Source organism: Wocania arenilitoris (assembly GCF_021728535.1).
Lineage (GTDB): Bacteria > Bacteroidota > Bacteroidia > Flavobacteriales > Flavobacteriaceae > Wocania_A > Wocania_A arenilitoris.
In genome coordinates this window covers 169,172-190,844 of the sequence record NZ_JAKKDU010000005.1, presented here as the reverse complement: position 1 = coordinate 190,844, position 21,673 = coordinate 169,172, and the positions used below count along the sequence as shown (strand labels likewise).

At 32.1% G+C, this 21,673-nt stretch carries 17 protein-coding genes; 1 reads left to right on the top strand and 16 read right to left on the bottom strand.

Features of this window, described 5'->3' with window-relative positions:
* Nucleotides 1-14: 14 nt before the first annotated feature.
* The 4 genes from L3X37_RS05805 to L3X37_RS05790 are packed head-to-tail and all read right to left on the bottom strand — an operon-like array spanning nucleotide 15 to nucleotide 4,421.
* Nucleotides 15-986, bottom strand: a complete 972-nt coding sequence (locus L3X37_RS05805) for a Gfo/Idh/MocA family protein (RefSeq protein ID WP_237239228.1) — start codon at nucleotides 984-986, stop codon at nucleotides 15-17.
* Between the two features lie 51 nt (nucleotides 987-1,037).
* Entirely contained in the window at nucleotides 1,038-2,408 is a 1,371-nt protein-coding gene (locus L3X37_RS05800) for a sugar MFS transporter (protein WP_237239227.1), read from the bottom strand.
* 37 nt (nucleotides 2,409-2,445) lie between these two features.
* Entirely contained in the window at nucleotides 2,446-3,516 is a 1,071-nt protein-coding gene (locus tag L3X37_RS05795) for a phosphotransferase enzyme family protein (protein WP_237239226.1), read from the bottom strand.
* Complete coding sequence (locus L3X37_RS05790; RefSeq protein WP_237239225.1) at nucleotides 3,516-4,421, bottom strand: nucleotidyltransferase family protein; 906 nt, start codon at nucleotides 4,419-4,421, stop codon at nucleotides 3,516-3,518. Before L3X37_RS05790 ends, L3X37_RS05795 begins: the two co-directional genes overlap by 1 nt.
* A gap of 169 nt (nucleotides 4,422-4,590) precedes the next feature.
* Between L3X37_RS05790 and L3X37_RS05785 the strand changes: the two genes are divergently transcribed.
* Nucleotides 4,591-5,634: a LacI family DNA-binding transcriptional regulator gene (locus L3X37_RS05785; RefSeq protein WP_237239224.1), complete on the top strand. Its 1,044-nt coding sequence runs from the start codon at nucleotides 4,591-4,593 to the stop codon at nucleotides 5,632-5,634.
* Between the two features lie 3 nt (nucleotides 5,635-5,637).
* On the opposite strand, the gene L3X37_RS05780 is transcribed toward L3X37_RS05785, so the two are convergent.
* The 12 genes from L3X37_RS05780 to L3X37_RS05725 all read right to left on the bottom strand — a co-directional run bounded on the left by L3X37_RS05780 (nucleotide 5,638) and on the right by L3X37_RS05725 (nucleotide 21,672).
* Nucleotides 5,638-6,510, bottom strand: coding sequence for an AraC family transcriptional regulator (locus L3X37_RS05780; RefSeq protein WP_237239223.1), 873 nt, complete (start codon nucleotides 6,508-6,510; stop codon nucleotides 5,638-5,640).
* Between the two features lie 115 nt (nucleotides 6,511-6,625).
* Nucleotides 6,626-8,320 carry a beta-N-acetylhexosaminidase gene (locus tag L3X37_RS05775; RefSeq protein WP_237239222.1) on the bottom strand — a complete coding sequence of 565 codons (1,695 nt, stop codon included), beginning with the start codon at nucleotides 8,318-8,320 and terminating at the stop codon, nucleotides 6,626-6,628.
* Between the two features lie 22 nt (nucleotides 8,321-8,342).
* Entirely contained in the window at nucleotides 8,343-8,681 is a 339-nt protein-coding gene (locus L3X37_RS05770; protein WP_237239221.1) for an L-rhamnose mutarotase, read from the bottom strand.
* 5 nt (nucleotides 8,682-8,686) lie between these two features.
* Entirely contained in the window at nucleotides 8,687-10,015 is a 1,329-nt protein-coding gene (fucP, locus tag L3X37_RS05765; protein ID WP_237239220.1) for an L-fucose:H+ symporter permease, read from the bottom strand.
* Nucleotides 10,016-10,085: 70 nt separating this feature from the next.
* Complete coding sequence (locus L3X37_RS05760; RefSeq protein ID WP_237239219.1) at nucleotides 10,086-10,865, bottom strand: SDR family oxidoreductase; 780 nt, start codon at nucleotides 10,863-10,865, stop codon at nucleotides 10,086-10,088.
* Between the two features lie 27 nt (nucleotides 10,866-10,892).
* On the bottom strand, nucleotides 10,893-11,810 hold the full coding sequence (locus tag L3X37_RS05755; protein ID WP_237239218.1) for an alkaline phosphatase family protein: 918 nt from the start codon (nucleotides 11,808-11,810) through the stop codon (nucleotides 10,893-10,895).
* 33 nt (nucleotides 11,811-11,843) lie between these two features.
* Entirely contained in the window at nucleotides 11,844-14,684 is a 2,841-nt protein-coding gene (locus L3X37_RS05750; protein ID WP_237239217.1) for an NPCBM/NEW2 domain-containing protein, read from the bottom strand.
* A 17-nt stretch (nucleotides 14,685-14,701) separates the two neighbouring features.
* Entirely contained in the window at nucleotides 14,702-17,086 is a 2,385-nt protein-coding gene (locus L3X37_RS05745; RefSeq protein WP_237239216.1) for a glycoside hydrolase family 95 protein, read from the bottom strand.
* A complete protein-coding gene (locus L3X37_RS05740; RefSeq protein ID WP_237239215.1) occupies nucleotides 17,083-17,910 on the bottom strand; it encodes an amidohydrolase family protein in 828 nt (275 codons plus the stop codon). The genes L3X37_RS05745 and L3X37_RS05740 overlap by 4 nt, the downstream gene beginning before the upstream one ends.
* On the bottom strand, nucleotides 17,910-19,370 hold the full coding sequence (locus L3X37_RS05735) for a sulfatase family protein (protein WP_237239214.1): 1,461 nt from the start codon (nucleotides 19,368-19,370) through the stop codon (nucleotides 17,910-17,912). Before L3X37_RS05735 ends, L3X37_RS05740 begins: the two co-directional genes overlap by 1 nt.
* An 81-nt stretch (nucleotides 19,371-19,451) precedes the next feature.
* The gene (locus L3X37_RS05730; RefSeq protein ID WP_237239213.1) at nucleotides 19,452-20,795 is read right to left on the bottom strand and encodes a sulfatase family protein; all 1,344 of its coding nucleotides are present in this window, start codon (nucleotides 20,793-20,795) and stop codon (nucleotides 19,452-19,454) included.
* A gap of 22 nt (nucleotides 20,796-20,817) precedes the next feature.
* Nucleotides 20,818-21,672: a fumarylacetoacetate hydrolase family protein gene (locus L3X37_RS05725; RefSeq protein ID WP_237239212.1), complete on the bottom strand. Its 855-nt coding sequence runs from the start codon at nucleotides 21,670-21,672 to the stop codon at nucleotides 20,818-20,820.
* Nucleotide 21,673: the final 1 nt, after the last annotated feature.

The window sequence follows — 21,673 nt, the reverse complement described above, 5'->3', positions numbered from 1 at the left end:
ATTCTGATTTTATTTTAGTTTTTTAGTATGTTTTCTAACACCCAAGTGGTGTGCAATGCTGTTTTTCCTGTTGAAGGATGATTTTTATTTTCTAATAAATGCTCTTTTATATTTTGAACGTGAAACAATTGAATATTTTCAGGATTGCCTATATTCATGATTTCTTTATGAGGACCAGATTCTAATATAATTGGGTTTTTATCAAAAACTGAAAAACTTATTTTTCCTTTTTCTCCATAAATTTGAACATGATCTTCTCTTTTTTCGACTCCAAAATTCCAGCTTCCTGACCCTGTAATACCCGATTTATGTAACCAACTTCCAGTAACGGCGTCCATAGCAGTATATAATTTTTGTTGGTTTACGGCTATCCCATTTGCTTCTATAATATCTCCTAAAAAATATGTAAACAAATCCATACCATGTGATGCTAAGTCATCAAAATAACCTGCATGAGCAATTTTAATATCTGTTCGCCAATTGTATGCTTTAGATAAATCAATATTGTTTGCTGGTTTACTTAAATGCCAACTAATATGCCTAATTTTTCCAATTTCATTGTTATCAATCCAAGTTTTCACTTTGTTAAATCTTGGAAGTGACCTTCTGTAATAGGCAACAAACAATGGTGTTTTTTGGGTTTCAAAAGTATTGTTTATTAGCAAACACTCTTTATAAGTTGGCGCCATTGGTTTTTCTATACAACATATTTTTTTTGCTTCAGCAACTTTTAAAGCGTAATGGCAGTGAGAGTCTGGAGGTGTAGCAATATATACCGCATCGATTTCTGGATCGCTAATTAATTGGTCTGCATCTCCATAAAACTTAGGAACATTGTGTCGAATGGCATAATCCTGAGCCTTTTCAATATCTCGACGCATTACAGCATGCAACTCAAAGCCTTCAACCTTTTGATATGCTGGACCACTTTTAATTTCGGTAACATTTCCGCAGCCTATAATTCCCCATTTATACACTTTACTCATTATACTAATAAACCTTTACTTTAACTTTTAATAGTAATTATTTTGAATTTTTTATTCAAGGTTTTTCGTCCAGCTTCTATATTTATGTCCCTTAAATGCATAAAAAATAATCATAAAATATGCTGGTAACAATATTAAATAAGCTATTTGGTTACCACTTTTTGATGATTCAACTATTCCTTTAGCCTCATTAGATAAATTAATGGAATCTGCTAAAGCACCGTAAATTAATGGAAAAATAGCACCGCCAATAATAGCCATAACAAGCAAAGCACCTCCTACTTTAGTATAACCTCCTAAATCTTCAAGTGCCATAGGCCATATTGCTGGCCAACACAATGCGTTTGCAAGTCCTAAAAGAGCTACTAAAATAATTACAAAAGGCATTTCTGGCAGACCTGGTAACTGAACCATTATTTCTGGTGATATTATTACAATAATTATTACTAAAAGAGTTCCTGTAATACCCGAAAATTTTAGTGCAGCAACTTGAGATACATGTTTAGGAATTAATATAATGCCCAAAACATACCCAATTACCATCGCAGTCATTGTAAATGAGGTTAATTTTAAATAAAAATCACCATTATCACCATAAACACCTAACTGTTTTCCAAAACCTCCAATAGAATCTCCAGCTAAAACTTCAGCGGCTACATATAACATTAAAGTAATAACTCCCAAAACTAATTGAGGGTATTTTAGCACTTCTTTGATTTGTTTGAAGAAACTTGAATTTTCTACATGCCCATCTTCATCTAAATTAATTTCTGGAAGAGGTGAAAACTTCAAAAGAACAGCTAAAACCAAAACAATTAATCCCATATAAACATATGGAGTTTGCAACTGAAGAGCTAGCGCATTTAAAGCTTCTGTTTTAGTAACTGCATCCATTGCCTCAATTTTATCTGCTGTATAATCAGACATATTTGACAACACCAATGCTGTCAATGCTAACGGTGCAATAAAGCCAGCTAATTTATTGGCAATACCTAATACACTAATTCGAGCTGCTGCACTTTCCCTAGGTCCTATTACCACAACATAAGGATTTGATGCAGTCTGTAATAACGCTAAACCGGTACCCATTACGAATAAAGCTCCTAAAAACCAACTATAAGTCCTTACTGATGCAGCTGGATAAAACATGAATGCACCTAATGCTATAACGACCAAACCTAATGATAAACCATTTTTATAACCTATTTTTTCTATAACCCATGAAGACGGTATAGCCATTACAAAATAAGCTATATAAAATGCAAATGTTACAAAATAAGACTGTGATTCTGTTAATTCACAAGCTATTTTAAAAAATGGAATTAGAGGTCCATTTAACCAAGTTACAAATCCGAAAATAAAAAATAAAGTGGTTAAAATAACCATCGGAATGAAGGTGTTTGATCTCTTTGTTTGTGTCATAGTCTTAGGTTTTAGTTAGTGTTTTATATAAAGTTTTTTAATTTTTAATTTCCATTTGAGAAACCATACTATCGATAAGTTTAAATTGATTTTTTGCTCGATCTAAATTATGCTCAGGATACTTAGTTTTATAATAAATATCGTTATTCAAAAAATCGGTTAAAAACCTTATTGCCATTATAAATATCATGGTTTTAGCTCCTAGCGACAAAGTTTTAATTTCTAAAGGAGATAAAGTAGATTCTACTTTTTCTAAAAATCCTTTTTTATATGCCTTATAATAATCAATATTAAAATTTACTAAATCTAAATTCGTTTCATCTTCTGCTGCTGTATTACAAATAGTTCTTATAGCATCTCCAAAGTCGTAATGTACAACTCCAGGCATTACTGTATCTGTATCAATTACACAAAGCCCTTTGTTGTCTTTATCGAATAATGCATTAGATATTTTTGTGTCGTTATGAGTAACACGTAATTTTATTTTTCCAGATTCTTTTAAATTCTGAATGATATGCATTTCTTCTTTAAGTGCATTAACCCTATCGATATATTCTTTTGCTTTTTCTAACCGTTCTTTAGATGCCACTTTTAATGCTTCTTTAAACTGCGAAAAACGGAATGACATGTCGTGAAATTTTGGAATGACATCAATTAACTTTGAAGCATCAAAATCGCTAGTTAAATTTAAAAAATCTCCAGATAACTTGCCTCCTTCATAAGCAACTTCTTCACTTTTTACAATCTCATGGGTTACACTGTCACTAATATAAACCATAACATTCCAATAATTACCGTTTTCGTCTTTATAATAATACTCTCCATTATTAGCTTGCACAAAAGTTAAGACACTTTTCTTTAATTTGGCTTCGGGCAAATGTGCCAATTTTTTAAGAATGTGTTTACTTACACCAACTTTATTAGAAATTAACCCAGGAACATCTTTAAAGACAATATGGTTAATGCGTTGAAGAATAAAGAAAGGTTCTTTACTAGTTTGTATTAAATAGGTGTCGTTTATATGACCAGAAGCTAACTCTTTATTCGACACATATGATGATGCATGATTAAATTGATTAAACTTGTTTATTAATTGTTTTTCTGTCATTACTCCCAAAGATTTTTTGGATAAACGCCCTGTTCTTTTAATTTTTTTATTGCTTTTTCAACAATTTCTTTGTCTTCTCGATAAGTAACACCAAACCATTTAGCATCTGATTTTAAAACTTTTACATTTGCTTTGCCTGATTTTAAAATATCATTAACAATAGAAGGAATATAAAACTCAGCTTTTAAATTTGATTTATTTTCTTCTAAAAACTCTTCGAATAAACGATTTCCGAAGTTAAAGCATTCAGGTGTAAATCCCCAAAAATTCATTGAAACAATTGTATTTTCATCAATAGAGACAAAATTTCCATGTTCATCTTTACGCATTAACTTTCCATCAATTTTTTCAATGTGGGTTCTCTCGGTTACATCAGTTAAAAACCCTTTTTCATTAACTTGACATTCGCCTCTAGATACATAACCATGTTCTGACACTGTATTTTTTAACAAATAAGCCATAGTATTAAAAACATTAGAGTTTTTATCTTTTGACATTAAAGCTTTTGCCATAACCTTAAAAGCTTCTTTACCATAAAAATCGTCTCCATTAATTATTGCAAAATTTTCTTTAACAACATCTTTTGCCATTAAAAGCGCATGCCCCGTGCCCCAAGGTTTAACGCGTTCTGGATTTATGTACTTTTTAGGAACGTTTTCAAACTCTTGGAACACATAATCAACTTCTGCTTTTCCTTGCAGTTTACTACCTATGCTTTCTTTAAATTCCTTTTCAAAACTTTTTCTAATTATAAAAACAAATTTTCCAAATCCTGCTTGAAGTCCATCGTAAATTGAAAAATCGATAATAGTATCTCCTTCTGGAGTAAAAGTATCTATCTGCTTTAAACCACCATAGCGACTTCCCATACCAGCTGCTAAAATTACAAGTGTGGGCTTTTCCATTTTTTTATTTAATAAATTGTTATTATACTTATTTTCAACCTTACAACTACTAAAACACATTGCAAAATAAGGCAAACTTACAGATTAATTCATCAATAAAAAAGAAATTTCACAAAAAATGTGTACGAACACATAATTGTTTTAATCTATATTTATATATTTGTTCTGTATGAAAAAATACACCATAAAAGATATTGCTAAATTAGCAGGGGTTTCTAAAGGCACTGTAGATAGGGTTATACACAAGCGCGGTAAGGTTTCTAAAAAAGCATTGGATAAGGTAACCAAATTATTGGAGGAAATTGATTATCAGCCAAACCTTATTGCTAGAAGCTTAAAAAACACCAAAAACTACCATATTTGCGTTATTCAGCCCAATCCAGAAATTGACCCTTACTGGCAACCATGTATTGATGGCGTTAATCAAGCTATTAATGAGTATAAATCTTTTGGAATTACAATTGACTCTTATTTTTTTAATCATGCCGATACTTATTCTTTCTTAGAGGTTAACAAAGATGTTTTAAAGCAACAACCCGATGCCGTTTTAATTACACCTGTTTTTCATAAAGAATCTGTAGAGGTTATAAAAAAATATAATGCAAACAATATTATTGTTAGCACGATTAACGACCCATTAGAATTAAATGGTATTACTAATTACGTAGGACAAGATTTATTACAAAGTGGACGAATTGCAGCGAGTCTTATGGAAATGATTGTGCCTAAAAATAAAGAGATTATAATTATTCACTTGGATGAAGTTTTTAATAATTCCATTCATATGCAATTAAAAGAAAAGGGATTTAAAAACTATTTAGAACAAGTATCAAACAATAATTACACCTTGAAAACTTACAGTTTTCAACAGGCCGATTTAGATAAAGAGTTACCTAATTTATTAAATAAATCAAATAATATTTCAGGTGTTTTTGTAACCACATCAAAGGTTTATAGCGTAGCAAAAATCATTAAAAATTTTACCGATTTAGATATTAAAATTATTGGATATGATTTATTAGACGAGAATATTAAATACTTAAAAAGCAATGCTATAGATTTTTTAATTCATCAAAACCCCAAGCACCAATCTTACCTTTGCATAACTCAACTGGCAGAACATTTCCTTTTTGATAAAAAAATACCAAAGCAAAAGTTATTGCCAATAGACATCGTTAATTCTGAAAATTTTGACGGCTATACTAATAATTAAAAGTTAATCTAAACTTAAGTGCCTTTTAATATAATTTGTTGGAGAGTATCCTGTTGTTTTTTTAAACTGCCTATTAAAGTTTGAAATATTGTTAAAACCAGACTCAAAGCATATTTCTGAAATATTATACTTTTCTTCCATTAATAATTTGCAGGCATACCCTACACGAACCTCATTTAAATATTCACTGAAAGTTTTTCGGTTTACACGTTTAAAAACTCTGCTAAATGCTGTAGGGTTCATGCAAGCAATATTAGCAACATCGTTTAAAGTTATGCGCTCTTTAAAGTTTTTTATTATATACTCGTAAACCTCAACTAAGTTAGTTCGCCCTGTTTTTTTAAACGAATTAACAAATCCCATACTAGATAACAACTTGTAATCTTTGTGGTTTGCTAATAGATTTAGAATTTTTAATAAGGCAATAGTTTTATCGAAACCTTTTAGAGTTTCTATTTTTTTTATCCATCTAATTGCTAAACTTAAATCTCCTGTAAACTTTACTCCATACTTTGCATTTTCGAACATTTTTTTAATCACACTCATTTCAGGGATATTAAAAAATGATTTGCCTAGAAAATTTTCTTTAAAATGAATTGCTATGGCTTGTGCCTCTAACTTGGTGTTTTCTTGAAAATACTCTTTATCATTTAGCCACATATGCGGCAAATTTTTCCCTATTAAAACAACTTCTCCAACATTAAATTGTTCTATATTATCTCCAATAAATCGAGTACCAGAGCTTTTTAATATAGTTACGAGTTCAAATTCTGGATGATAGTGCCAAATCTTTAAAAAATTGGGATACCGATTATTTCTGATTGAAAATGAAAAATCATTTAGCTTCGTACTTCTATCTAATAAATGTAATCTCATTTAATGTAGCTCTTTAAAGAGGTGTGGATTTTGCATTGATTTGCAAAAACAATGTTCGAAATTTAGATGTTTTCACTCTAATTATAATGTTCTAATAAAAAGAGATTAGTATTAATTACTTGCCAAAAGTATGCTTTGCATAATTTAATTCTAAAGCATCTAATCTATCTTTAAACGTGTTTAATCGGGTGCTAAAATCTTCCCAATCTCTATTGTTTTTTGATGACCAAACAACTTCTGAAAGTGCAGTCATTCTTGGTAAAATCATATACTCAACATAATCGGTAGTTTTCATATATTCTGTCCAAACATTAGCTTGAGCACCTAAAACATACTTTTGTTCTTCCTTATTTAATTCACTAGGCATTGGCTCATAAGTATATACATCTGCTACTGTAGTATTGCCACCTATTGACAAAGGTTCTTTAGCTTTTTCATCTTTAGTTTTTACTTGATAATGATCAAAATAACACGAATGATTTGGTGACATTATGACATCGTGCTTTTGTTTTGCAGCCTCAATACCTCCCTTGGTGCCTCTCCAAGACATTACGGTTGCATTTGGTGCTAAACCACCTTCTAAAATTTCATCCCAACCAATAATTTGCTTTCCTTTTGTATTTAAATATTTTTCAATTCTTGTAATGAAATAGCTTTGTAACTCATGTTCGTCATGTAATCCTTCAGCTTTAATTCTTGCTTGACAACTTGGACACCTTTTCCAGTTTTCCTTTGGGCATTCATCACCACCAATATGAATATATTCTGATGGAAACAAAAGTATAACCTCATCTAAAACATCTTGTAAGAAAGTAAAAGTTTCGTCTTTACCTGCACAATAAACATCATCAAAAACACCCCAAGTTTCTTGCACTATTTTTGGGGTACCTGTCGCTTGAATTTCTTTTCCTTTTATAGATCCCATATCATGTGAAACCTTTGTTGGTTCTTCTGGAAAACAACTTAAATAAGGATATGCTGCAATAGCAGAACTACTATGCCCTGGTAATTCTATTTCTGGGATTACTGTTACGTGTTTTTTTGTAGCATAAGCCACAATGTCTTTAATATCTTCTTGGGTGTAAAAGCCACCATATTTTTTTTGATCGTTATCGGTTCCTGGATGATGACCAACTATGGTTCCGTTTCTCCACGCCCCTACTTCGGTTAATTTAGGATATTTTTTTATTTCAATTCTCCAACCTTGATCTTCGGTTAAATGCCAATGAAATGTATTCATTTTATGCATTGCAATTAAGTCTATATACTTCTTTACAAAATCTACAGGAAAGAAATGGCGCGCAACATCTAAATGCATACCTCTGTATTTAAATCTTGGATTATCAGCGATTGAAACTGCTGGAATAGTTAGTTCTTTTATATCTCCATTTGCAGATTCGATACTTGCAGGCATTAATTGCCGTAATGTTTGAATACCATAAAACACGCCCTTTGTTGTTTTTCCAGATATTTCAATTTTATCAAAAGTTACATTTAAACTATATCCTTCTTCATTTTTAATGGCATCATCTAATTTTAGGGTTATATTCCCTGAACCTTCAGAATAAAAATTAATAGAATTACCAGTAGCTGCGCTAAGCATACCCGCTAAAAATTCACCTTCATTTTTTAAAACTTCGCTACCAACAATTTTAGTGTTTCCATCTACTAAAAACTTACCTGTTAACATATCTAATTTTTGTGGCTTTGGTATAACCTGATAATCTTCTGCTGTATTTGCTAAATTCTTGTACTTATTAGTGCAAGAAAAACTTAATAAACAAATAATTGCAATCATTAAAATCCTCATTGTATTTAATTTAAAATGTTATTTATAATTGATATATTTTTTCCATTAAAAGCCATTTTTCGCCCACTTTTGCTGTTGGTAAAGCCTTTTGGTAGTTCCACATTAAAGTTTCCCATTCTTGTACTTTTGGGTTGTTGTTATCCATTTTAGATTTCTTTTCAAATGAAAACGAATCGTTTACTTCCATAATCATAAACAACCGATTTGCTATACAGTAGATCTGTAAAACTTCAATGCCAGAATCAACAATACTTGCTGTTATTTCAGGCCATATTTTTTCGTGATATTTTTTATATTCTGCTATTAATTGAGCATCATCAATTAAATCTAAAGCAAAACAATGACGTTTTAGATTATTCATTTTAATTAGGCATTATGTAAAACATCATCGGTTGCTTCGTGTCTTTTAAATACTCTTAATCCGTACCAAGCGATGTAAATGAAACATATTAATGGTAGTATGAATGAAAAATTAACCTCGGTTACTCCCATAATTTTAGTATCTGCAACGCCATTTCCTCCAACATCTATAATCATTCCTTGTAATAAAGGCATCCCCGCACCACCAACAATCGCCATTATTAGTCCAGCAGAACCTACTTTTGATTGTTCTTCGGTTAAATCGCCTAAAGCAATCCCATATATAGTTGGGAACATTAAAGACATAAAGAAAGATATGGCAACTAAGCAATATAAACCAACTATCCCTTGAACACATATTGCACCTAGTGTACATAATGCAGCAAAAACAGCAAAATACATTAATAATTTACCAGAACTCATAAAACGAAGCATATAAGTTCCAATAGCTCTACCCACAAAGAATATTATAAAAACTGCAATTTGATAATTACCTGCTGTTACACTATCAACTCCAATGGCTCTAGCGTAATGATATATATACGTCCAGCACATAATCTGCGCACCTACATATAAAATTTGCGCAACAACTCCTAATACATATTTTTTGTTCTTTCCTAACGTTCTAAAAGTATCTCCTATACTAGGCATCCCTCCTTCATCTTTAGACTGTGGCATTTTGCTTATTAAAAACATAATAAAAATTCCAATCAAAACTAACCCAAGAATTACATAAGGGTTACGAATCACCATTAAATCAGCTGTTTTTATAGCCACTTTAGACGCTTCATCTAAAACACTAAAATCTTTAATATCATCAGATTGTAAGTTTCTCAATACAAATTGTTGCGCAACAAATACACCAACAATTAAACCAACTGGATTAAAGGCTTGTGCTAAATTTAGACGTTGAGTAGCTGTTTCTTTAGCTCCCATTGCTAATATGTATGGATTTGCTGCTGTTTCTAAAAAGGCTAACCCAAACGTTAAAACATACAACCCTAAACAGAAAAATATAAAACTTTCTGTCTGTGCAGCTGGAAAAAACAACAAAGCACCAGTAGCGTATAAAGCGAGCCCAATTAAAATACCAACTTTATATGAATATTTTCGCATAAACATAGCTGCTGGCAACGCCATAGTAAAGTAACCTCCATAAAATGCCATTTGTACCCAAGATGCCTGAGCATTTGAAAGTTCTAAAACTTTTTGAAAGGCCTGTACCATCGGGTCTGTTACGGCATTTGCAAATCCCCAAAGTGCAAATAATGAGGTTACTAAAATAAAGGGAATAAGTATCTTTTTTGATACAACAACTGGTTTTGAATTACTCATAATCAATTTAGTTTATAGGGTGAAAATTACTGAACTATTTTAATCTTTTATATTTTTTTCGCTAAAAAACTTATAATGCTCTATCTAAATGGGTATATCCGCCATCAACAAAAATTAATTGTCCTGTAGTATGACTTGATTTATCTGAAAGTAAAAACACTACTGTATTTGCTATTTCTTCAGCAGTAGTCATTCTATTTTCTAAGGGAATGTTTTTGATAATCCCTTCTAACTTTTCCTCTGGATTATCAAAAGTTTTAATCCATTTGTCATACAGTGGCGTATAACATTCAGCAACAATAAGTGCGTTAACTCTAATGCTGTAAGGCAACAATTCTACCGCCCATTCTCTGGTTAAAGCATTTCTCCCGCCATTAGCTGCCGCATAACCAGATGTTCCTCCTTGTCCGGTTAAAGATGTTTTAGAGCCAATATTTACAATGCTCCCTTTACTTTTTTTAAGTTCTGGTAAAGCGTGATGCACAATAAGATAGTAGTGTACTAAATTGCGTTTTAAAGACTCTATAAAATCTTCATAATTTCCATTTTCTAGACTTACACCATCGTTTACACCAGCATTATTTACTACACCATCTATACGGCCATATTTATTGATAGTAGCTTCAACTGCATTTTTACATTGCAAAGGATCGGTTAATTCTGCAATAACATAATGCGCTTCTTTTCCTTCTGCATGTATATTATTAATTAATACTTCAACACTGGCTTTATTTCTACTAACTATTACAGGAATAGCACCTTCATTAATTAGAGCTTCCGTAATTCCTAGACCAATTCCTTTTGATCCACCAGTTACAATAATGACTTTGTTTTTTAAGTTTAAATCCATTTTTAAATTAATTCTTTGATTAAAATGTTACTTGTCTTCATTAAAAACCTCAGTTATAAATTTTCCTCTCCAAAAATCAGGAGTTTCTAAACCTAAAAGATATGCAATTGTAGCTGCTGTATCATAAGTAACAATACTAGAACTAAGCTCACCTTTTTTAGGTATGTTTTTTCCATAAATTATCCAAGGTATTTCTACTTCTAATAATGTTTTTCCACCGTGACCTTTGTCTATACCTCCATGATCTGATGAAAAGATAATCACAGTATCCTTTAATAAGTTATTCTTTTCTAAAGCTGTTATAATATCTCCTACTAAGCCATCTATTTTCTCAACAGCTTGATAGTATTCTGGAGTATCGTGCCCTATTTTATGTCCTGTATTATCTGGTTGGCTAAAATGAATAAAGGTTAGTGCAGGCTTTTCATTTATTATAAATTCTAAAGCCTTGTTTTTAGTTTCTTCATCAGATGTTCCGTTAAAATCTAAGTCCACCATGTTTTTTTCGAAAAGATAGCCTATACCACCCCAAGAATAAGATACCCCTTTTTTAGTTTCTGGTTGTTGCTTATCTATTAAACTAAAAATAGTTGGATAGATATTACCTTCACCAATAATTCTTGAAGGCAATTCGGGGGTTTTACTTCCCCATTCTGTGTAGCCATGTAACTCTGGCCCAGAGCCCATAATCATGGATGCCCAATTTACAGCACTAGATGATGGCAATACTGATCTTGCTTTTAATGAGTAGGATCCTTCTTCCATAAGCCTTCTTAAGCTAGGTACTTTAGCCTTTTTAAAAGCATAGGCTCCAAAACCATCTGAACCAATCAAAACAACGTGTTTTACAAGCTGTTTAGGGTGTTCCTCTAATTTAGGCTTACAGGAAAAGAAAATAACTGCTAGCAACAATATTACCAAGCTAGTTTTTAAAACTGTTTTCATACTTATTCTATGTTTTTTTTAATTATTTATTTACTATTCAATTACAATCCATTGGTATGAATGTGCCGGTATCACAACATTAATTTTCACCTTATAATCTCGTGTTAATTTATACGTTTTAGATTCACCTTCTTTTTGTCTTATTAAAGCCGTTTTAGTAAGTCCTGTATAATAAAGTGGTAATTTAATCTCTCGTTCCATATCTGCATCTGTTGGGTTAAAAAATAGAGCCAATCCTTTTTCTTTTAGATTGGGGTTTACATGTAAAAACCCATCCCAATCTTTACCAGATGGACGTTTTAAATGCACAATGTCACTATTAAGTATTTCTCGATATTTTTTATACCAATGAACTACATTAATCACTACTTGTTTTGTTTTTGGTGTATCGAACAATCGTGGCCCTCTGTAACAAGCCTGAACTCCAGAGCCATAATTTTGAATCATCTGATTTTCATAATCTAGCAAATGATCATTTAAAGGTTCTAATGTCGCTGCTGCTCCGCCGCCGTGGTATTCTGTTAAGGGTACAAAAGTCCAGTTCATGCTGGGAATCCTGTCCCATAATCCATCATAAATATTCATTCTGCCTAGAACCAGTTGTCTGTTTCTTGGTAATGACCAATTAACTTCTCTATATCCGATTCCGGTTTTATTTGATCCTGAATTGATATAAAAATCGGGCACATTCATATAAATACCTTCAGATCGCATCCATTTATACAACCCTTGTATTTGAGCATATTGTTTCCATTGTGAGTCTTCTAGCCCGTTATGATGAGCATGTTTAATAGAAGCACAAACATTACCTGGATAAGAGCCATCATTTTCAAAAACCTGCATTCCTGTTTTAGTGAAAAACTTTTTTATTTTTCTAAAATAGTTATATCCCCATGCACTACTTAAACATGGTGAAGACCCATATATCATTCCGCCTCGTTTTCCTGTTTTTGGATTAATAACATCTACATCGTCACTAATCCACCTACTAGACAATAAGGAATAGCCTCCTAATTCTATACCTTTGGAGTTGGCATATTCTCGTAATTTTTTAAATTTTTTATAGTAGGCCTCATCTTCTTTTTCCATATCCAAACCGCTGCCAAAACTTAGAATAATCATCTCATAACCTGTTTCTGCACATTGATTTACTGCCCTTTTAATAATTTCAGGATCTGTTGATGTTAAATGCAAAAACATTGGATTTTCAGTAGTCCAGGGAGAAATCGTTCGATATAGTTTTCTTTTGAACAAACCAACACGTTCTTGATCTTTACTGTCTAAAGGTGTTTCCCAAACTCTAAAAGTTGTTAATGATTCTCCTACAGGAATACCTATATCGGGGCCCAATGGTGGTTTTATTTCTAATAAACAGGGTAGGTTTAAAGGATAGTTAGTTTGCGAAGTATAACGTTTATCTTTTTCCCAAAACGTGGTTTTATCAGACGTTTTTTGTTGCATCGCTCCAAACGCGTAGTCACTTTCAATATGAATATTTGGTTTTACCCAATGTTTTGGTGTACCCACCAAACTTTCCCCTTCAACCATAGCGAGTTGCTCTAGTTTAAATGTATTCAACTGAATCATAAATTCTGACGTATTGATAACTTCTATCCATTTACTAAGTGTAGGAATACCATCATATAATACATAATGCACTTTAACAATAATCCCATCTTTTGAAAGCGTGAATATCAATTCTTTTCCTGTTGGCATTTTTGTATTTGATGCCCAACGCACTCGTTTCCACAATAGCCTATCTGTTACTTCCTTAACTTCAAAATTTTCAACCATAAAAGAATTTTGAACTGCAGATAGAGCATCTACCCATTTCATTAAAGTATATCCGTATTCTGGTTGTTTACTTAAACCGCCAATTTGATAGTCTTTACCATCTATAGTTAAAACACCTTCATTAGAAACACTTCTTAACATACTTTCTCCTGTCATTTGGTTCATATAATCTATAGTTGCCAAATTAGGAGTTACTCTAAAAACTCTTGCAATTAAACCGTTTGAAAGCACAATGTCTTTTCCACTCTTTGTTTTATATACCTTGGCTTTTACTTTATTATTATTTATCAACCAATCATAATCTGGTACTTTAAGCGGAAATTGTATTTCTGGTAAATTCTGAATTAATTTAGATAATTTGGTTTTTAACTCTTGCGGTTGTTTCATTGGGTTTCCTTGAAATTCTTCAGGAACTACTTCTGGAGCAATTTCAAAATATTCAAACATAGCATCAACCCAAACCGCATGGTCACCACTTGCATCATCACCTGCATTTTCAACAATCAACTCTAAAAGGCCTCGCTCTATTTTTAGATGGATTGCTTTAGCCGGATCACCCTGTTTAATAATTCCACTATTGAAAATCTCTTTTCCATTTTGACGTATTATAAATACCACACTACCTTTGCTTACCTTTCCTCCTGCTCCTTCTACTCCAAGAAATTGCTTTTTTGATGGTGTTACATTATAAAAAATGCGCTTCCCGTCTGTTAAAGGAATAGTTTTAATCGTTTTTAATTTATAGTCTATCTTAGAATCGTTAACACCAACTTTCGCTATAAAGGTTCGAGCATTATTCGTTTTAATTTTAATAACAGACCTGGAATGAACTCCAACACCGTTTTTATAGGAAACTCCTGCAATGGATAAAGGTGCTCCACTAACCGATTTATTAATGGTAGGAGCACTAAAGGTTTGTTGAGATAGTGAAACTTGCAAATCTTTTAGAAACACCTGGGATTGTGCTTTTGCTAGTTGACTAATACTCAATAAGACAAAAAATAAGAATACAGTCTGCTTTTTTTTAAAACGCTTCATTTGTTTATAATTAAATTCTTTTGGATGACTAATACGTAACATTTTACTCTATTATGCTTTTACTTTACTACACTAAGGCTTTTATCTAACCAGATTTTCTCATTTTTAGGCAATTTAACATCGCTCATTAAAGATCCATACTTAATTTTATAAACCCCTTCATTTTTTACCAATAGCCCAACTTTTACCAACTTCCCTTCTTTCCATTCAATATCTACTTCTACATTTCCTCTTGCCTTTAAACCTTTAACATTACCTGCTCCCCAGTTTTTTGGTAAAGCTGGAAGTATTCTTATAAAAGGCTCATGAGATTGCATTAACAACTCAGCTACACCAGCAGTATATCCAAAATTTCCATCAATTTGAAACGGCGGATGCTCATCAAATAAATTATCGGCGACAGATATTTCCATAAACTTTTTAATGTTTTCTTGTGCAGATTTTGCATCTAACAAGCGTGCGTTTAAATTAATCATCCACGCTCTACTCCATCCTGTTCCTGCTCCACCATGTTGTAAACGATAATCAATGGTTCTTTTTGCAGCTTTAAAAGCTTCGGTATTACTTTCTATTATTGTGTTTCCAGGATGTAGTGCATATAAATGCGACATGTGCCTGTGTCCTTTTTCAGGTTCACCATAAGCTTCATTCCATTCTAAAATACGTCCTTCGCCACTTACAACCACTCCAGGAAATAGCTTTTTTCTTTTTGCTCTTACCTCTTTTGTGAAATCATCTTCAATATTTAAAATTTTAGCAGCTTCTAATGTATTATCAAAAACCTCAGCAATAATTTGATGTCCCATAGCAGCACCGTATGAAATTGCGGCTGGTTTACCATCTTTAGCAAAATAAGAGTTTTCTGGAGAAGTCTCTGGTGTAGAAACCCACTTTTGGGTATTCTCATCCCAAACGAGCCATTCGGCATAAAACTCTGCTATTGATTTAAGATACGGATATACTTGGTTTTTTAAAAACTCCTCATCTTTTGTATAATTATAATGCTCCCAATAATGTTGCCCTAACCAGCCGCCTCCATGAATCCAAGACCCCCAATATGGTTTTGCGGCTCGCATCCAAGCGGGAACCCATAAATCTGTTGCATGATGCATTACAGCTCCTCTTTCTATGCCGTATTGCTCTTTTGCTGTTGTTTTACCTCTTTCTAATAAACGATTAGAAAAATCAAATAAAGGCAAATGCATTTCACTTAAATTAGTAACCTCTGCTGGCCAATAATTCATTTGCAAATTAATATTTAAATGATAATCTGCATTCCAAGGGGCTTCAATATGTTCATTCCATATACCTTGTAAATTAGCAGGATTTGTTCCTGGTCTTGAAGATGATATAAGTAAATATCTGCCAAACTGAAATAATTTAGCCGCTAAATCTGGATCATCTTCTCCGTCCTTAATACGCTGTAACCTTTTATCAGTTGGAATGGTATCTAACTCTTTTCCACCTAAACTTAGCTCAACTCTATCAAAATATTTTTGATAATCTTTTATATGATTTTTTAAAAGTTCACTAAACGATTTTTTTGATGCCTTTTTTAAAACGGCAATATTACTAGCTTTGTAATCTTCATGATAAAATGAAGTTTTACAAGATAAAATTAGTGTAACCTTTTTAACTCCTGCTAAAACCAATTTTCCTTGGTCAGCTTTTATACTTCCTGATGAACTCTTAGTTTTTAATCGTGTTTCAAACTTTACACCATAATCAATTGGAAATGGCTCATCCATCTTTTTTCCTCCATATTGAGTTACCATTCCTTCCATAATAATTTCATCATTTGATGGGTTTGAAATAGTTACTGTCTTATTACCTTTATCTTCTGGACGACTTAAGGCAACACTAAAACTCATTCCTTCTTTTGCATCAGTGTTCAACTCAACAATTAATACATCATCTGCTCCTGAAGCAAAGACTTTTTGTGAATAATTATTACCTCCTGACGTATAATTTACAGTTGACACTGCATTATTTAAATTTAAGGTTCTGGTGTAATTTTCTACTTCTCTATCTTTTAAAAAATCTATAAACAAATCTCCCATGGTTTGATGTGACCGCAAAACCGATTTATACGAAAATCGTTCGACAATAAGTTCATCAACCTTATGCGCGTCTCGATCTTTTAAGAGTTGTCTTAATTCTTCTAAATCTTTTTTATTTCCTTTTGAATCTCCCCAATCTGGACCACCAGGCCACATAGAATCTTCATTTAATTGAATTCTTTCATGGTTTGGATTTCCAAAAACCATAGCGCCTAAACGCCCATTTCCAACTGGTAATGCTTCCATCCATTGGGTTGCTGGTTGTTCGTACCACAAAATATCTTTATAAACTTCTTCTTTTTCTTGGCAAGCTACAATTATTAATAAAACTGATATTACCTTTAAGAGCCTTAAATAGCTACTGTGTTTTTTATCCCTTTTCATAGTAAATTATAAAATTTAATAGCATTGCTTCCAAGTATTTTTGTCTTGTCATTTTCTGAAAAACCTTTAATATAATCTTGAACAAGTTGTAATTGTTGTTCATATTTTGCAGCGAGTAAACAAACCGGCCAATCGGAACCATATAATATTCTATCTGTTCCAAAAGTACTAAATATAACATCTAAATAGGGTGTGAAATCTGAAGTTTTCCAATGTTTTAAATCGGCTTCGGTTACCATTCCTGAAACTTTACAGTATACATTTTGTGCTTTTGATAATTCAATCATTTTAGTTTTCCAGTTATCTATTTTACCTAATCTAATATAAGGTTTTGCAATGTGATCAATTACAAATTTTTGATTTGGAAATTTATTCACCAAATCAATAGCGGATTCTATTTGTGGTGGAAATATTAAAATATCATAAGTTAAATTAAACTGCTCTAATTTACTAATACCATTTTGAAAATCTTTACCCAACATAAAATCGTTTGCTTCAGCTTGCACAATATGCCTAACACCTTTAAATAATGTGTTTTTAGAATAAAATTCTAATCTAGATTCAACATTTTCAGCTCTTAAATCAACCCAACCTACAACGCCTTTTATAAAGGAATTTTTAGCAGCACAATCTAATAAAAACTCTGTTTCAGTTTCGCTTTGATCTGCTTGAATAGCTACACATCCATCAATATCATTTTGCTTTAAAATAGGTTTTAAATCTTTTGGCAGAAAGTCTTTTCGAATGATTTGCATCGATTCATCAATCCAAGCATCTCGAATAGGGTCAAATTTCCAAAAATGTTGATGTGCATCAATTTTCATTAAATTATATTTTTATATATTGATTCTAAATCTAAAGCGTCTCCTTTTTCTTTTTGTAATTGAATTAAATCTATAAACAAAGATTTAATCTTATCTAAATTTTCAGCATCTTTAGCAAGATCATTCAATTCTAAAGGGTCTTCATTTAAATTATATAACAGCATTTGTTTTGCCTTTGGGTATAGTATTAATTTGTAATTATCTTTTCTAATCATACGCTGTGACCCTTTTTTATAAACCCCATAAATACTTTTATAACGACTTTTAGCTTGCTTATCGCTAACCAAATCTAAAAAACTATTAAACTCTATATATTCTGGTTTTTTCACATCTGCAATATCTAAAGATGTAGCCATAATATCTTGTAAATAAATATCGGCATCAATCTTTTTTCCTTTAGGTATATTAGGTCCTACAACCATTAAAGGCACTCTTACACTATGGTCGTACATATTCTGTTTCCCTAATAATCCATGTTCGCCAATAGCCAAACCATGATCTGAACTAAAAATTATATAGGTATTTTCTTTTAACCCTTTCTTTTCTAGACTATTAATAATCTCTTTTATTTGATCGTCTAAATGGGTTGTAATAGCATAATATTCTTGTTTATTTACTTTTACTGCATATTCAGTTCTTGGAAATGGTGCTAGTCTTTCATCTCTTAACTTTTTACCAGCACCCATTTCTTCTGCAAAAGGGTACTCAGGCATGAAACTTTGTGGTATAGAAACACTATCCAACGGATACATATCTACATACTTTTTAGGTGACTGCCGTGGGTCGTGAGGCGCATTAAACGCTACATACATAAAAAATGGCTTATCCCTTTTAGCTGCGTTGTCTATAAAAGATAGGGCATCATCTTTAACTAGTTCGCTCCAATGTTTACCTCCTTTCCAGTAGCCACCAAATTCTTTTTTCCAAGGTTTCCATAGCGTGTCATTTTTATTTAGTGGACGATTATAACCTTCTGGTGTGTCAAAAGGCATTCCTCTTAACACATTCCCAACATGGTTAAAAATAGAATCTGGTTTTGCTTGTACGTGCCATTTACCTGTCATGTAAGTTTCATACCCTGCTGTTTCCATTAATCTTGGCCAAGTTTTATCTAAATCTTCATTTTTAGAATAATTTCCAGAAATTTGCTGTGCTCTCCATACAGATCTTCCACTAATAATCATTGCTCTAGAAGCTACACATATAGCGCCATTCCATCCTCCCATATTATAAGTATGGGTAAAAGTAGTTCCTTCTTCTACTAATTTATCCATGGTAGGTGTAATAACCTCTGGGTTGCCTAAAGCATTAACATCTTTAAAGCTTTGGTCGTCTGAAAATAAAAAGATAATATTAGGCTTTTTGTTTGTTTGTAAATCTAGATGCGTCTTTTCTTTAATTTCTTTACATCCAAAAAACAATAAGAAACATATTATTTTTAAATCAATTGCTTTTATCATTTTTAATTTATTTAGCCAATAATTAACACGCTACTTTTCTTACTTGATTTTAAATTTACAAGAAATAATCACAATTCTTTCTTATAATTTCCCAACTTCTCTTTTATTAAGATTTAAATCGGTATCAATTTCCATCATTATTTTCTTTAATTCAATAATTTTTTCTGGAAACATTTCTGTCAAGCTATACGCCTCTGAAATATCACTTTCTAAATCAAATAAAAAAGTATCATCTTCAATAATTAGAAGCTTATACTTACCTTTTCTTATGCCTTGAAGTTCCCCTTTACTAGAATAATACAAAAATGGCTTACTTTCTTCTTTTTGTTTTTCTCCAAAAAGTGCAGAAGAAACATCAACGCCATCAATATCTTTTTTTGGCAAATCTGCACCGCATAAACTTGCAATAGTCGGTAACAAATCCATATTAGTAATAACCTTTGTTTGAAAAGAACCTGAAGGTATTTTTCCTGGCCACCAAGCTATACAAGGCACACGAGTGCCTCCTTCCCAAGTAGTTCCTTTTCCTCCACGAAGTGGCCCCGCAGAACCACCATCAGTTTTAAATACTTTCCAAGGCCCATTATCTGAAGTAAAAATGACTAAAGTATTACGCTCTAAATCGTACTTTTTTAATGTTTTTAATACCTCTCCTACACTCCAGTCGATTTCTTCAACTGTATCTCCGTATTTACCTCTTATACTCGTATTTTGAAATTTTTCAGAAGCATATAAAGGAATATGGGGCATTGGGTGCGCTAGGTATAAAAAGAACGGGGTGCTTTTATTCTTCTTAATAAAATCTACAGCCTTATGCGTAAGTCTTTTTGTTAAGTATTGTTGATTTGGGTCTAACTCAATTGTATCTTTTTGAGACATTAAAGGAAGTTGCCATTTGTAGTTTTTATTTCCATAAATATCCTGTTCCTTTCTACTCATATCATTACTAAAAGGAATGCCATAAAAGATATCAAAACCTTGATTGATTGGTAAGAATTTTTCTTGATAGCCCAAATGCCATTTACCGATACAAGCTGTAGCATAATCTTTTTCTTTTAAAATTTCCGCAATGGTTTTCTCTTCTGGATTTAAACCTGTTTTTGATGAAGGAAATAAAACGCCTTTTTCTAAACCAACTCTTTTAGGATAAGACCCTGTTAATAAAGAGGCTCTAGATGGCGTACAAACTGGAGCGGCAACATAAAACTGTGAAAGCTTCATTCCCTCTGCTACCATTTTATCTAATTCTGGCGTATGCAGTGTTGGGTTTCCATAACTACTTAAATCGCCGTAACCTAAATCATCAGTATAAATAATAACAATATTGGGGTTTTTGCCAATTTCAACTTTACTTTTTAGTTTTTGCGAATGCCCTCTAACTCCAAATAGAAATAATAGTATTACTAAACCTGATATTTTCTTCATTTTAGTTTTATTTCTTATTATTTTACTTATACGCCTTTGCAACCTGCTTAGAAGTACCCAAACCTTCAATACCCAATTCCATGGTGTCTCCTGGTTTTAAATATTTAGGGGGATTAAATCCTAAACCAACACCAAAAGGTGTTCCAGTTGAAATAATATCTCCTGGAAGTAAAGTCATGTATTGACTTATATATGAAACCACTTCTTGAACATTAAAAATAAAATCTGATGTTGACGAATATTGTAATCTTTCTCCATTAACATCTAACCATAATTCTAAATTATTAGGGTTTTTTATTTCATCTTTTGTTGCAATAAACGGTCCTAAAGGAGCAAATGTATCGCAGCCCTTTCCTTTACACCATTGTCCTTCTTTTTCTATTTGAAAAGCACGCTCAGAAACATCGTTATGCAATACATAACCAGCTACATAATTAAACGCATCAACTTCTTTAACATAGGATGCTTTTTTACCAATTACGATTGCTAACTCTACTTCCCAATCTGTTTTTTCTGAGTTTTTAGGAATAATCACATCATCATTTGGACCGCACAATGCTGTTGTAGATTTAAAAAACAATACAGGTTCTTTGGGTATAGCCATGCCTGCTTCTTGGGCATGTTTTGCGTAATTTAATCCTACACAAACTATTTTTGATGGCCTAGTTAAAGGTACTCCTAAGCGTGTATCATTTGAAATTATTGGACAATTGTCTTGATTTGTTTTTAACCAATTTTCTAATTGCTCTATTCCATTACTCCCAAAAAATTCTTCATTGTAATCTTGACCAAATGCAGATACGTCAATTCGTGTTCCATCTGGTAATTGTACTCCTGGTTTTTCATTTCCTTCTGCTCCAAATCGTATTAATTTCATT